Origin of the sequence: Thalassospira sp. MCCC 1A02491 (genome assembly GCF_001613785.1) — a bacterium.
Classification (GTDB): domain Bacteria; phylum Pseudomonadota; class Alphaproteobacteria; order Rhodospirillales; family Thalassospiraceae; genus Thalassospira; species Thalassospira povalilytica.
Genome location: NZ_LPVX01000032.1, coordinates 49,102 through 62,379, shown reverse-complemented (window position 1 = coordinate 62,379; position 13,278 = coordinate 49,102). Strand labels below are relative to the sequence as shown.

General features: G+C 55.1%; 13 protein-coding genes. 11 read left to right on the top strand and 2 right to left on the bottom strand.

Annotated features, from left to right (window positions below; genetic code table 11):
- Nucleotides 1–94 precede the first annotated feature (94 nt).
- Nucleotides 95–304: a hypothetical protein gene (locus tag AUQ42_RS14425; RefSeq protein WP_228196116.1), complete on the top strand. Its 210-nt coding sequence runs from the start codon at nt 95–97 to the stop codon at nt 302–304.
- Between the two features lie 102 nt (nt 305–406).
- On the opposite strand, the gene mutY is transcribed toward AUQ42_RS14425, so the two are convergent.
- A complete protein-coding gene (gene mutY, locus AUQ42_RS14420; RefSeq protein WP_082817884.1) occupies nt 407–1,480 on the bottom strand; it encodes an A/G-specific adenine glycosylase in 1,074 nt (357 codons plus the stop codon).
- Nucleotides 1,481–1,557: 77 nt separating this feature from the next.
- On the opposite strand from mutY, the gene AUQ42_RS14415 reads away from it, so the two are divergent.
- The 9 genes from AUQ42_RS14415 to AUQ42_RS14375 all read left to right on the top strand — a co-directional run bounded on the left by AUQ42_RS14415 (nt 1,558) and on the right by AUQ42_RS14375 (nt 10,970).
- Entirely contained in the window at nt 1,558–2,163 is a 606-nt protein-coding gene (locus AUQ42_RS14415; protein WP_231856781.1) for a DUF721 domain-containing protein, read from the top strand.
- Nucleotides 2,164–2,420: 257 nt separating this feature from the next.
- Nucleotides 2,421–3,017 (top strand): thioredoxin domain-containing protein, encoded by a 597-nt coding sequence (locus AUQ42_RS14410; protein ID WP_068519791.1) that lies wholly within the window; start codon nt 2,421–2,423, stop codon nt 3,015–3,017.
- Nucleotides 3,018–3,089: 72 nt separating this feature from the next.
- Nucleotides 3,090–6,623 (top strand): chromosome segregation protein SMC, encoded by a 3,534-nt coding sequence (gene smc / locus AUQ42_RS14405; RefSeq protein WP_068519790.1) that lies wholly within the window; start codon nt 3,090–3,092, stop codon nt 6,621–6,623.
- 109 nt (nt 6,624–6,732) lie between these two features.
- Entirely contained in the window at nt 6,733–8,064 is a 1,332-nt protein-coding gene (locus AUQ42_RS14400) for a bifunctional 2-polyprenyl-6-hydroxyphenol methylase/3-demethylubiquinol 3-O-methyltransferase UbiG (RefSeq protein WP_068519789.1), read from the top strand.
- Nucleotides 8,065–8,506: 442 nt separating this feature from the next.
- Complete coding sequence (locus AUQ42_RS16025) at nt 8,507–8,860, top strand: AtpZ/AtpI family protein (protein ID WP_068519788.1); 354 nt, start codon at nt 8,507–8,509, stop codon at nt 8,858–8,860.
- 34 nt (nt 8,861–8,894) lie between these two features.
- Nucleotides 8,895–9,617, top strand: a complete 723-nt coding sequence (locus AUQ42_RS14390; protein WP_068519787.1) for a F0F1 ATP synthase subunit A — start codon at nt 8,895–8,897, stop codon at nt 9,615–9,617.
- Between the two features lie 60 nt (nt 9,618–9,677).
- A complete protein-coding gene (locus tag AUQ42_RS14385) occupies nt 9,678–9,902 on the top strand; it encodes an ATP synthase subunit C family protein (RefSeq protein ID WP_033068123.1) in 225 nt (74 codons plus the stop codon).
- A gap of 74 nt (nt 9,903–9,976) precedes the next feature.
- Entirely contained in the window at nt 9,977–10,462 is a 486-nt protein-coding gene (locus AUQ42_RS14380; RefSeq protein WP_068519786.1) for a hypothetical protein, read from the top strand.
- A gap of 4 nt (nt 10,463–10,466) precedes the next feature.
- The gene (locus AUQ42_RS14375) at nt 10,467–10,970 is read left to right on the top strand and encodes a F0F1 ATP synthase subunit B (RefSeq protein WP_068519785.1); all 504 of its coding nucleotides are present in this window, start codon (nt 10,467–10,469) and stop codon (nt 10,968–10,970) included.
- A 150-nt stretch (nt 10,971–11,120) separates the two neighbouring features.
- Here AUQ42_RS14375 and AUQ42_RS14370 read toward each other — a convergent pair whose 3' ends face one another.
- Nucleotides 11,121–12,077 (bottom strand): glutathione S-transferase family protein, encoded by a 957-nt coding sequence (locus tag AUQ42_RS14370; protein WP_068519784.1) that lies wholly within the window; start codon nt 12,075–12,077, stop codon nt 11,121–11,123.
- A 176-nt stretch (nt 12,078–12,253) separates the two neighbouring features.
- Here AUQ42_RS14370 and AUQ42_RS14365 point away from each other — a divergent pair, with 176 nt between their 5' ends.
- Nucleotides 12,254–13,219 carry a LysR family transcriptional regulator gene (locus tag AUQ42_RS14365; RefSeq protein ID WP_068519783.1) on the top strand — a complete coding sequence of 322 codons (966 nt, stop codon included), beginning with the start codon at nt 12,254–12,256 and terminating at the stop codon, nt 13,217–13,219.
- Nucleotides 13,220–13,278 lie beyond the last annotated feature (59 nt).

Here is a 13,278-nt window from a genome sequence, read left to right as displayed (position 1 = left end):
CGATTGAAAAATTGCACCGGTTTTTGCTTTTTACGCGAAAACTTGCTATGAAATGACGATCAGATATTATCCGTAAGGATAGATGGAGACCGTAATGCAGGCAGGTGCCGTAGGTGGTGCAGGATATGCACCCAACCCGATCCAGATTCAGCAGGCAGCCGCCCCGATTTCTGAAACGGGTAGCAATGACCTGAATTCGCCGCAGACACAGCGGATCGAGCAAACAGCAGAAACGCAGACCTCGCAGCAGGCCGCACCGGCCCCGACCGGGGGACGTGGACAGGTGATCGATATTTACGCCTGATCGCGCCGTGCAAGGTTATAAAAAGAAAAAGGCCCGTGATGAAAATCGCGGGCCTTTTCAATTGTGATCGTGGTCTGTCCGTTCCTGTGAATGTCTGAACCTCTATCGGTATTTCAGGGCATGGCGGACGATCTTTTTCATGATTGTCGGCAGGGCAAAGTCGGACAGACCGTCAATCGTTGTCCAACTGCCCTCCATTTCATCGGCCTGACCGGCGGGAATGGTGGTGGCCAGAACACTGACATTGAGATGGAAATGGGTAAATGTATGCCCGACCGTGCCATCAAGTTCCGACCAGGCGGCCTTAACCGGAGCCTCTGACAACATGACATCATCGGGGGCGTCAATCGCGCGCCAGTCACTGCCCGGGACTTCGTAAAGCCCGCCAAGCAATCCCTTTTCCGGTCGGCGGCGGATCAGGATGCGACCATCATCTTCGCGCCGGATCCAGAATGCATAGCCGACCCGGGTTGGTTTCGGTTCCTTTTTGCGTTTTTTGGGAAGATCGGCTGCAATACCTGCCTTGCGGCCTTCGCAATCGGCCTGCCAGGGGCAGATGCCGCAGGCCGGATTACGCGGGGTGCAAACGGTTGCCCCCAGATCCATCAGCGCCTGGGCATAATCGCCGGGGCGGTTTGACGGGGTCAGGGCAGCGGACTTTTCCTTGATTTCCGGTTTGACGTCCGGAAGTGGTGTTTCAAGGGCAAACAGCCGCGAAATCACCCGTTCGATATTGCCATCGACAGGGCTAGCATGGCGGTCAAAGGCAATGGCAGCAACCGCACAGGCGGTATAGGGACCAATACCGGGCAGTTTCAGCAAGCCTTCCTCGGTATCGGGGAAAATACCGTCATACTCGGTCGCGACCACCTTGGCGCATTTGTGCAGATTGCGCGCCCGTGCATAATATCCAAGCCCTTGCCAGGCATGAAGAACATCATCAAGTTCGGCATTGGCAAGATCGGTCACGGTCGGCCAGCGTTTCAGAAACGCAGCAAAATATGGTCCGACGGTCTGGACCGTGGTTTGCTGCAACATGATTTCGCTAAGCCAGACGTGATACGGATTGGGTGTTTCGCCCGGCTCGGCACGCCAGGGCAAGGTGCGGTGATGGCGATCATACCATTCCAGCATGGTCTGACCGAGGCGGGATATATCGTCAGTGGTGAAATGCACGGCGGTCCCGTGTTATGTTGTGATTGGAATCTGCGAGTGACCCTACGAAAGAACCGGGCTTGAGCAAGCAAAAAGATATGGCTGATACGAAAACGTCTGCCGGTGCGGATCAGACATCCGCGTCGGTTGCTGCAAAAAACGCGGTCAAGAAACGTCAGAACATCACCCCGATGGGCAGTTCCGAACGCCGGATGGGCTTGCGCAATGTCGCGCCGCTGGTCGGGAACCTGACCCGGCCGCTGGTTCGGAAACGCGGTTTTTTCCAGACGGAAATCATCCTGCATTGGGCCGAAATCGTCGGGCGGGACCTTGAACAATTCACCATGCCGGTGAAATATTCCCCGCCGCGCGGCGAAAATGCCGGTGGCGGAACGCTGGTGATCCGTGTCACCGGCCCGGTAGCGATCGAACTGCAACATCGCATGCCCCAGATCATTGACCGGGTGAATACCTATTTCGGGTATCGGGCGGTGGACCGCATCAAGATGATGCAGGGCGACATTTCCCGCCCCGAACGCACGGTCCATGTGCCAACCAGTGTTCCCGAAGGCAATATCGCAAAAAACAACCAGGCCAGCATCGACAAGATCGAAGACCCGCATCTGCGCGAAGTACTGACCCGGCTTGGCCGTCATATCGCCGGTGCGACGGGCGGGCTCAAACCCAAAACCGGCAAAAAGTAATCAACCCGGATTGTATATTTCCATGATGGGCGCGGGATGCTTTGCGTGCATGCCGACATGGTTGGGCGGTGTGCTGGATGGCGGGGCCGGCGTGTTGCAAATATCGAATCAGTTTCCTGAAATGAACGAACACGGTCTTGCCGCATTTTCACGCGACCTTGGCGACTCGTTGGTGCAATAGCCGTTTTGTGGCGTGTGTTGACTCCCGCGCTGCAACAGGCTTGTAATCACAAAACTTTGTTTTAACGGAGGTTTCCTTGCTAAAGGCGGTTAAGTTTCTTGCAGGTGCATTTCTGATTGCACTTGGTGTCGTTGGGACCCAGCAGGCACATGCAACAGAATGGAAAGAACATGTACTGGGCGACGAAAATGCCCCGGTAACCATGATTGAATATGCGTCTTTGACCTGCCCGCATTGTGCAGCCTTCCACAATGAGGTTCTGCCCGAGATCAAGGAAAAGCTGATTGATACCGGCAAGCTGAAGCTGGTTTTCCGCGACTATCCGCTTGATGCTGTTGCGTTGCGCGCAGCCGCCGTTGCCCAGTGCGCGGGCGATGACCGCTATTTCGGTGTTCTGAGCATGCTGTTCAAGTCGCAGCTGAGCTGGGCGCGTTCGGAAGACCCGATCGAAGGCATCAAACAGGTCGTGCGTTTCGGGGGCATGAACAGCGACGCGGTTGATGCTTGCCTTGCCGATCAGGCGATGATCGATGCCATCGTTGCATCGCGCATGAAAGGCGAACAGGAATTCAACGTTTCCTCGACACCGAGCTTCATCCTTGATGGTGAAACCATTGCCGGTGCCCGTGAAGCAGAATTCTTCATCGAAAAAGTCGAAGATCTTATCGACTAAGCAAAACAATTTCGCCGGATACCGTATTGCGGTGTCCGGCAACAGGGGCAGAGGTCGGACCGGGGGACATGATTGGTCCAGTTTAAATCGCTACGGCTGACGGGGTTCAAATCCTTCGTCGATTCAACAGACTTGCTGGTTGAAGACGGGCTGACAGGTGTTGTCGGCCCGAATGGCTGTGGCAAATCCAATCTTGTTGAAGCGCTGCGCTGGGTGATGGGTGAAACATCGGCCAAGCAGATGCGCGGCTCCGACATGTCCGACGTTATCTTTGGCGGGACATCGTCCCGTCCTGCGCGCAATGTGGCCGAAGTTTCCGTGACGCTCGATAACAGCGAACGCAAAGCCCCGGCCATGTTCAATGATTTCGATCTTCTTGAAGTGACCCGGCGCATCGAACGCGGCGGCGGATCGAATTACAAGGTCAATGGCAAGGATGTCCGCGCACGCGACGTGCAGTTGCTGTTTGCCGATGCCGCGACCGGTGCGCGATCAAATGCCATGGTGTCCCAGGGCAAGATCGGTGCGCTTATCGGGGCCAAACCGATCCAGCGGCGCCTGATCCTGGAAGAAGCAGCCGGTATCACCGGCCTTCATTCACGCCGCCACGAAGCCGAATTGCGCCTTAAGAACGCCGAACAGAATATGGAACGTCTTGAAGACGTTCTGGTGCAGCTTGATGGCCAGATTGCCAGTTTGCAAAAGCAGGCCCGTCAGGCCGAACGATATCGCAAACTGTCCGAAAGCATTCGCCAGACAGAGGCATTGCTGTTCCATATCCGCTGGACTGATGCGCAGAAACGCCAGAATGATGCGCGTGAATTGCTGGTGGCGGGCGAAAGTGCGGTCCGTGATCTGACCTCGTCAGTGACCGAGGCGACAACAGTGCAGGCCCATATTGCCGCAAGTCTTCCCGACTTGCGCAAAAAGGAAGCCGATGCGGCCGCCGCCCTGCAACGACTTTTGATCGAACGCGAAGGCCTTGATAAAGACAAGGCACAGATCGAAACCCAAATGAGCCAGCTTCGTGCGCGCATTCAGCAAATTGACGCCGACCTGGCCCGCGAAGCCGAACTGGCAAGTGATGCCCAGGGCGCGCTTGAAAAGCTTAAACGTGAACGCGAAGAACTGAGCGAAGCCCAGGGCGGCGAAGATGACGAGCTTGACGAAGCCCGTGAAATTGCCGCTGAAAAGGCCATCCGTGTCGAAGAACTCGAAGGTGCGGTCGAAGCATTGACCAGCAAGGTCGCCGAGGAAGAAGCCCGTCTTAAATCCGTTCAGCAACGCCTGAGCGAACTTAATGCGCGCCGCAACCGTTTGACCGAACGCCATGACGAGGCAGTGGCAAAGCTTGATGATATCCGCATCGAGGCCGACTTTACCGAGGCCCTTGAAGAAGCAAACATGCATCTTGAAGAATGCGAAGAGCTTTGCGAACAGCGCAAGATGGCGGTCGAAGAAGCCGAAATGCGGCTGGCGGAAATGCGCGACCGCGAAGACAGTCTTAAAACGGCCGAAAGCGATGCACGTGATGCCCTGCGCGATGCCGAAAGCCGCAAAGCCCGCCTGATGGCGGAAATCGAAGCGCTGGAAAGTCTGCTTAAGGGCGGCGATGACGACAAATATTCTGGCGTGATCGAAGACATCACCGTGCAAAGCGGTCTTGAACTGGCGATGGCAGCGGCCCTTGGCGAAGATCTTGATGCGCCCGATGCCGCCGATGCGCCGATGCATTGGTCAGCGATTGATCCGGCAACCGATGATCCGGCCTTGCCCGATGGTGTGACCGCACTTGCCAAATTTGTCGAAGCCCCGGCACTTTTGAACCGCCGTCTTTGGCAGATCGGGATTGTTGACGATGATGCCACGGGTAACTTCCTGTCCAAGAATTTGAAAGTCGGGCAGCGGCTGGTGTCGCGCGAAGGGGCGCTTTGGCGTTGGGACGGGTATCGCATTCTGGCCGGGGCCGAATTGCCCGCAGCAGTGCGTTTGCGCCAACGCAATCGGCTTGAAGAATTGCGCGGCGAACTTGAAGAAGCCGATGCCGTGGTCGAAGCCGCACATGAGCGTTCGGAAATTGCGACTGAAAATGTCGAACGGCTTGATGAAGAAATCGAAGCCGCCCGCACCGCCGAACAGGAAGCCCACCGTGCAGTGCGCGAGGCCGAAGGAACGCTGTCGCGTGCACGTGAGGAAATCGCCAATATCAAACGCGACGCCAGCGCCATTGAAAGCCGCCTGCAAAACGCCGAAGAAGCCGAGAAGCGCGCCAAGCAAGACCTTGATGAAGTTATCGCCGAACAGGAAGAACTGTCAGCACTGCCTGAAGAAAGCAGCGAAGGTCTGATGGAAATCAAGGCCGAGCTGATCGAACAGCGTGCCAATCTTTCCGATGCCCGTGCCGATCAGATGGAAGCAAGAAGCATGCTGGAACGCATGCAAAGTGCAATGTCGGGCCGGCGCAAGCGTCTTGAATTTGTTGAAAACGAAATTGCGACCTGGAACGAACGTGCGTCAGGGGCGGGGGAACGTGTTGCCGAATTGCGCGCCCGTCAGGAAGAAGCCCGCATGGAGATCGAGGAGCTTGAACTCAAGCCCGAAGAGATCGAAGAACGCCGTGCGATCCTGTCGGACCGGATCGAACTGGCCGATCAGACCCGCAAGGACGCGGCCGACGAATTGCAAAAGGCCGAAAATGCCCAGCGCGAAGCCGACCATAATCTTAAGGAAGCTGAACAGAAACTGGCCGAAGCCCGCGAGGGTCGCGTGCGCTGCGAGGCCTTGCTTGAACAGGCCGAACAACATCGCCGCGATTTGATCGAGCGTATCCGTGAACGCGTCAATGCAACGCCAGACCAGCTGGTTGAACTTGGCCAGATTGATCTGACCAAGGAACTCCCGGCCGAGGCCGATATCGAAGCCCGCCTGCAACGCCAGTCGCGCGAACGCGAAAATCTTGGGGCGGTGAACCTGCGTGCCGAAGTCGAACTGGCAGAATTGCAGGAACAGAAAGACACCATGGTGTCGGAACGCGATGATTTGATTGCTGCCATTGAAAAGTTGCGCAATGGCATCAATCAGCTCAATCGTGAAGCACGTGCACGTCTCAAGACGGCGTTTGACGAAGTCGACAAACATTTCCAGCAATTGTTTGTCCGCCTGTTTGGTGGCGGTGGTGCGCATCTGATGCTGACCGAGGCCGACGATCCGCTTGAAGCCGGGCTTGAAATCATGGCATCCCCGCCGGGCAAGAAGCTTCAGCATCTGTCGCTGTTGTCTGGTGGTGAACAGGCCCTGACCGCGGTTGCCTTGCTGTTTGCAGTGTTCCTGACCAACCCGGCCCCGATCTGCGTGCTTGACGAAGTTGACGCACCGCTTGATGACGCCAACGTTGACCGTTTCTGTAAACTGCTCGAAGCAATTGGCCGTCATGCCAATACCCGCTTCCTGGTCATTACGCACCACCGTATGACCATGGCCCGCATGAACCGTCTGTTCGGGGTGACGATGGCCGAACGCGGGGTGTCGTCGCTGGTATCGGTCGATCTGCATCAGGCCGAAGTCTATTCGAAAAAAGAACAGACCGAGCTTGATTTCACGAGCTGATGATCGTGCCCGTGAACACCATCCAGTGATTAGATTATCGGAAATTAATGAACTGATAGGACCGTCAATGTTACACCGGCATTGAAATTCAATGACGGTGAATAGATTGATGTCCCAGAAAGTGCGCGAACTTTACGAACAGTTTCCCTATCCGCTGCGCGACCCGCAGGAGGAAAAAGACCGTTTGTTGATGCCGCCGCTTGATACCCTGTCGCGCGTCAATCATTACTGCTTTGGCGGGATAAAGGTGATTGATGCATCTTTCCGCGCCCTTGTTGCCGGGGGCGGAACGGGCGATGCGATGATCTGGCTTGCCGAACAGCTGCGCGACGTTGGTGGATCGGTGACCTATCTTGAGCCGTCCGAGGCAAGCACCCGGGTCGCACGCGCCCGTGCCGAGGCCCGCGGTCTTGAAAATGTCATCTATGTCAACGCGACCATTTCCGAATTCGCCGCCTCAAAACCCGACCGGTTTGACTACATCAATTGCGCCGGGGTTCTCCATCATCTTGAAGACCCGCAGGAAGGGCTTCGTGATCTGGCGTCGGTTCTTACGCCCGATGGTGCGATGGGGGTGATGGTTTATGGTGAACATGGGCGTCTTGCCGTGACCGAATGGCGCAAAATGATCGAACCGCTTCTGAACAACAAGGACCTGTCCGAACAGCTTGCCATGACCCGCAAGCTGCTTGGCAATTTGCCCGAAGACAACATGTTGCTCAAGATGGGGGGCGGTCCGGGTTTTATCAAAGGCTTGCTTGAAAACGATCCCGAAATTGTCGATTTGCTGTTGCATCCCGTTGAATGTGCCTACGACGTGCACGGGGTCTATGACTTTGCTGCGTCCGCTGATCTTCATGTTGCGGCCTTCACCGGATTTTTCGGTTTTGGTGGCACGGGAAAGGCGCATTATGCGATCGGCAATCTGGTGCGTGATCCGGCTTTGTTGCGCGAACTGTCGGCGATGCCGCTTCGTGATCAGCAGGCATTTTGTGAACGATATAGCGGTGCGATGCCGCTTCATGCTTTTTACCTGACCCGGGATGATCGCGCCCAGGCGGCTGAAATGCTGCCAGATGGGGATCTTGCGCCTTATTTCTTTGTCAAACCGACCCCGTCCTTCTTTGATGATCTTGTTGCCCTGGCCGGGCAGCCCGTTCTGATCGAAGATGGCAGCGGCAACGCCGTCGACCTGACGGGGGGACCTGATCTGGCGCGGCTTTTGGCGGTCTTTGATGGCAAGAACACGGTCGCCGATCTTGTCCGGATCTTGCGCGATGACATCCTTGATAAACAGCCGATCGATATGAATTCGATTGCCATCAACACGCTTGGCGCTGTGTGGGCACTGTTTCACAAGTTCGACTGGATGCTGGCCAGCAGGCCGGATGGTTGGCAAAAAGCCGAAAGTGAACGCCAGCTGACGGTTCGTAAGCAATAGGCACGCCGGTACTGATTCCCGATTGCGATATGCTGGCGGCGTGAATCGACCAACCTGCGGTGCAATTGGTCGTCAAAACAGACGCCAAGGTCGTAAAATATCGACCAAAAAAGGTGAAAATCACCGGCCTGTGTGAAATTAGATCACATTGCAACCGGTTGTGCAGTTTCAGGCCAAACACATGATAACCAAGGGAAACTGCCGGTTGTAGCTGGCGTGATTGCCAAAGCCCGGGAAAATTCGTCTGCGACTATTGCCTAAGTGCAAAAGTGTTTTCCTTCACATAATTCAGTATAACTTATTGTAATAAAAAGAATTATTGGCGTTTTGACCCTCCTTCACAGGCGGGGTTTTACAGCTTGACAGCCCATGGGGTGCTAAGTATGTTGCCCGCGCATTTCCTTGCGACGTTTGCAAGGTTGCCAAAGCGGGGTTCACGACAATGAGCGATGACAAAGATCGCGCTTCATTAGAAGAGCTTGAAAGCAAGCTGGCAGCTGTAGCAGGCAAACGCGAAGAGAAGCACGGCCCGAACCGGGCGACTGGCAAACCATCCCAGGGGATGGCACTTGGCATGAGAATTTCGGCGGAAATGATCGCTGCTGTTCTTGTTGGCTTGTTGATCGGCTGGGCGCTGGATCGGGTGCTTGATACGACGCCTTGGCTGCTTGTTCTGTTTGTCTTTCTCGGGGCAGGTGCCGGAGGCTTGAACGCTTATCGTGTTGCCAAGGGCTATGACAGTGCTGTCGGGCTTGGTCGTGCGATGAGGGAGCACAAGCAGGGGGACGGGAAATAATCCCGAAGCCTTATAATATTGAGCGAGGATTACGGTGGCTGGACCGCTAGAGCAGTTTGAAATCAAGCCCTTGGCCGAGCTTTCGCTTGGCGGCATTGATATTTCCTTCACCAACTCCGCACTTTGGATGGTATTCGCAGCCGTTCTCGTAACGTGCTTTATGACGCTGTCCATGCGTCGCGGTGCATTGGTCCCGGGTCGCTGGCAGGGTGCTGCCGAGGTGATGTACGAATTCGTCGCCAATATGCTCAAAGATAACGTCGGAAGCGCGGGTCGCAAGTACTTCCCGTTCATTTTCACGTTGTTCATGTTTGTCATGTTCGGGAACCTGCTTGGCATGATCCCGCACAGCTTTACTTTCACGAGCCACATCGCGGTTAACTTCGCGCTGGCTCTGGTGATCTTCATCGGTGTGACGATCATCGGCTTCATGCGTCATGGCACGCATTACCTTCGGATGTTCTTCCCTGAAGGTGCGCCGATTGCGACCGCGATCATTCTGGTCCCGATTGAAATCATCTCCTATTTCTCTCGTCCGTTCAGCCTGGCTATCCGACTGTTTGCAAACATGACCGTCGGCCACATCATGCTGAAAGTTATCGGTGGGTTCGTCGGCCTGATTGGCATTCTCGGCGTGCTTCCGTTTGCTCTGCTGACGGGGATTACTGTTCTGGAGTTCGGCATTGCTGCGCTTCAGGCTTATGTGTTCACAATTCTCACCTGCATCTATCTCCATGATGCAATCCACATGCACTGATGTGTGTGGTTTGGTGTGATCTCTTCTGATTGCCTTTAAGAAATTCGAAAGGGTGAAGTTATGGAACTCGATGCTGCTAAGATGATCGGTGCTGGCCTGGCTGCTATTGGCATGATTGGTGCCGGTATTGGTGTTGGTAACATCTGGTCGAGCCTGATTGCGACTGTTGGCCGTAACCCGGCTGCAAAAGGCGACGTTGAACTGTATGGCTGGATCGGCTTTGCTGTTACCGAAGCTATTGCACTGTTCGCACTCGTCGTTGCGCTGATCGTTCTGTTCGTCTAATCGGCGCCTTTTGAGCGAATACACGGCCCGGCGAGGGACCCCCTCGCCGGTGTCGTTGAATTCGGGAGTAGGCTATGCCGCAGTTTGATATTGCGACGTTCTCTGCACAGATCTTCTGGCTGTTCGTCATTTTCGCCGTCTTGTATTTCCTGATGTCGAAAATCGCGCTGCCGAAAGTTGGTGAAGTGCTTGAGCGCCGTCAGAAAACCATCGAAGACAACCTTGGCAAGGCACGGGCGTTGAAAGACGAAACCGATGCCGCCATCGCGAAATACGAGGCTGCTTTGGCAGAAGCTCGTGATGCCGCCCAGGCAGACATTCGCGAAGCGTCGGAAAAGGCTGCTGCAGAGCAAGCCAAAAAAACCGAAGCAATGGTCAAGAAGCTGTCTAAAAAGACATCTGATGCCGAAAAGGCAATTGCGGATGCCAAAACGGACGCGCTGACCGGTGTTGCAGAAGCAGCTTCGGAAATCGCCCGCGAAGCAACCGAAAAACTTATCGGTGTCAAGGTTCAGGCCAAAACTGCCGACAAGGCTGTTTCGGCGATTGTAGGAGAGTAAGACAATGGCAACCCAAGAGGTTACTTTCCTTACCGATCCATACACCTGGACTACGCTTTCTTTCGTCCTGGTCGCCGGTTTTGGCGGTTTCAAGGCTGTTAAGGGCATCTCGAGCGCACTTGATAAACGTGCTCAGAAGATCTCTGACGAGCTGGACGAAGCTCAGCGTCTTCGCGAAGAAGCCCAGGAGCTTCTGGCCAATTATCAGGCCAAACAGCGCGAAGCCCTGAAGGAAGCTGACGAGATCCGCGCGCATGCCAAGGCAGAAGCCGACCGTATGCTTGAAAGCGCCCAGGCTGAGCTCAAAGCGGCACTCAAACGCCGTGAACAGCAGGCTCTGGAACGTATCTCCAACCTTGAAAGCCAGGCCATTGCCGAAGTTCGTGCGCATGTCGCCGAAATCGCAGCAAAGGCAACCACCGCCCTTGTTACTGACAAGGTTTCCGGTGCCAAGGCAGACGAGTTGGTGAACAACGCGATTGCGGAAATCAAAGGTCGCCTGAACTAAGAGTTTCCGTTTTCGGAAATTGAAAACCCCGCAAGCATTGCTTGCGGGGTTTTTGTTTGTCCGGATGCCGGCGACTTATCAAATCGCGGCTCGGTATCGTTGTGGTCGGGCCGGCAGGGGGCGGGGTTCAACGTTCAGGTGACCGGGACCTTAAAAGCAGTCGCGATCATGGGGACCATCAAAATCAAGATCAGGACCGACCGGCACCACCCCGGATGGGTTAACGGACGGGTGGCTTTGGTAATAGTGGTTCTTGATATGGTCGAAATGCACTGTCTGGCGGACACCGGGATGCTGATAAAGCGCCTTGGTGTAATTCCAGAGATTGGGATATTCATGCAGCATCTTGCGATTGCATTTGAAATGCCCGTGATAGACCGCATCAAACCGCAACAGGGTCGGGAACAGCCGCCAATCGGCTTCTGTCAGCTTCTCGCCCGCAAGGTAGGGCTGTTGACCCAACCGGTCTTCAAGCCAGTCCAGCGTGTCAAAAAGGGTGGTGACGGCCTCTTCATAGGCCGACTGGCTGGTGGCGAAGCCCGATTTGTAAACCCCGTTATTCACATCGTGATAAACCCGGTCATTGACCGCATCAATTTCACTGCGCAGATCTTCGGGGTAATAATCGCCTTCCTTGGCGCCATGGCCATCAAAGGCGGTATTGAGCATGCGGATGATTTCTGATGACTCGTTACTGACAATACGGCCCGATTTCTTATCCCACAGGACTGGCACGGTGACCTTGCCAGTGTAGTCGGGCTTGGCTGCGGTATAGACCTGATGAAGCAGCGCATGGTTGCCCAGATCATCGATGAAACCGTCTTCTGGTGAAAATTGCCAGCCGTCATCGCCCATATGCCAATGCACGACCGAGACCGAAATCATGTCTTCAAGGCCCTTGATCGCACGAAAGATCAGGGTGCGATGTGCCCACGGGCAGGCATAGGAAACATAGAGATGATAGCGCCCGGGCTCGGCCGGGAATTCGGCATCGGGATCGACCGACAGCCAATTGCGAAATGCTGAATCCTGCCGGTTGAATTTACCGTTGCGGTTCTTGGCAAGCAGGGACTCCGTTTGCCAGACGCCGTCTACCAGTTGGCCCATTTCTCTCTCCGATTTTTTGGTTTGCCGGTGACCGATCGGGTCATATCAGGCAGACCGGAAATTTTGCTGTTTCAGCTATTGTTGCCATTTCCGCGTTGAAGACAATCCGCTGTTGTGAGATTTATTTGTTTCCCAATACGCAACAGTCGGGTTGCTATACGATCAGGAGTATCATCATGTTGATCGGTAATCTGGACGGAATGACCGTTTTCGCCCGTGTCGTCGAAGAAAGCAGTTTTTCCGGTGCGGCGCGCAAGCTTGGCATGTCGAAATCTGCTGTCAGCAAGCACGTGACCAAGCTTGAAGACAGTCTTGGTATCCGGTTGCTTAATCGTACCACCCGTCGTCTTAGCCTGACCGATGCCGGATCAACTTTCTATCAGCATTGTGCACGCGTCGTCGAAGAAATCGAAACGGCCGAACATGCACTGACTGATTTGCGCGGTACGCCGCGCGGCACTCTTCGTATTTCTGCGCCGCTGACATTTGGCCAGATGTATTTGCCGCAACTGGTGACCGAATTCATGGAAATGTATCCGGGGCTGCATGTGGATATTCATCTGGCCGACCATATGGTCGATCTGGTGGCCGAAGGGTTCGACATGGCGATCCGTATCACCCGGCTTAAGGATTCGAGCATGATCGCGCGCAAGCTTGCCGATTATACCGGGCATGTGGTTGCTGCACCGGCCTATCTTGAACAGTTTGGCGAACCCAAAACGCCCCAGGAACTGGCTGATCACAAGACCCTGGCCTATACCAATGTTGCCAGCCCGAATATCTGGGATTTCGAAGGGCCGGACGGTCCTGTTACGGTGCGGGTCAATCCGGTCATGTCGTGTAACAATGGTGAATTCACCTCGATCGCGGCCATTCGCGGGCTTGGCATTGCGCGCGAACCGGAATTCATTGTCGCCGAAGCACTAAGCGAAGGTCGCCTTGTCCGAATTCTCAAGGATTACGACCCGCTTAACAATGGCGGGATCTATGCCGTTTATCCGGAACGTCGCCATCTGCCCAGCAAGGTCCGTGTCTTTATCGATTTTCTGGTCGAGAAATTCCGCGGCGGCTTGTGCAATTTCCATCAGGCCGCCTGTCACGAATATAAACAGGGCCGCGGCCGTCAACGTCCCGCACCGTAACGGAAGCAGGCCTGTAAACACGGGCAAGCAACGGATCAGAAGGCGTGCAACATGGCAAT

Bases quoted from the DNA above. Each gene is read 5' to 3' on its own strand.
- AUQ42_RS16025 (WP_068519788.1), top strand. From the start codon at position 8,507: ATGAGCGATGACAAAGATCGCGCTTCATTAGAAGAGCTTGAAAGCAAG.
- AUQ42_RS14370 (WP_068519784.1), bottom strand. From the start codon at position 12,077: ATGGGCCAACTGGTAGACGGCGTCTGGCAAACGGAGTCCCTGCTTGCC.
- AUQ42_RS14400 (WP_068519789.1), top strand. From the start codon at position 6,733: ATGTCCCAGAAAGTGCGCGAACTTTACGAACAGTTTCCCTATCCGCTG.
- AUQ42_RS14385 (WP_033068123.1), top strand. From the start codon at position 9,678: ATGGAACTCGATGCTGCTAAGATGATCGGTGCTGGCCTGGCTGCTATT.
- AUQ42_RS14380 (WP_068519786.1), top strand. From the start codon at position 9,977: ATGCCGCAGTTTGATATTGCGACGTTCTCTGCACAGATCTTCTGGCTG.
- AUQ42_RS14375 (WP_068519785.1), top strand. From the start codon at position 10,467: ATGGCAACCCAAGAGGTTACTTTCCTTACCGATCCATACACCTGGACT.
- AUQ42_RS14415 (WP_231856781.1), top strand. From the start codon at position 1,558: ATGGCTGATACGAAAACGTCTGCCGGTGCGGATCAGACATCCGCGTCG.
- AUQ42_RS14365 (WP_068519783.1), top strand. From the start codon at position 12,254: ATGTTGATCGGTAATCTGGACGGAATGACCGTTTTCGCCCGTGTCGTC.
- AUQ42_RS14425 (WP_228196116.1), top strand. From the start codon at position 95: ATGCAGGCAGGTGCCGTAGGTGGTGCAGGATATGCACCCAACCCGATC.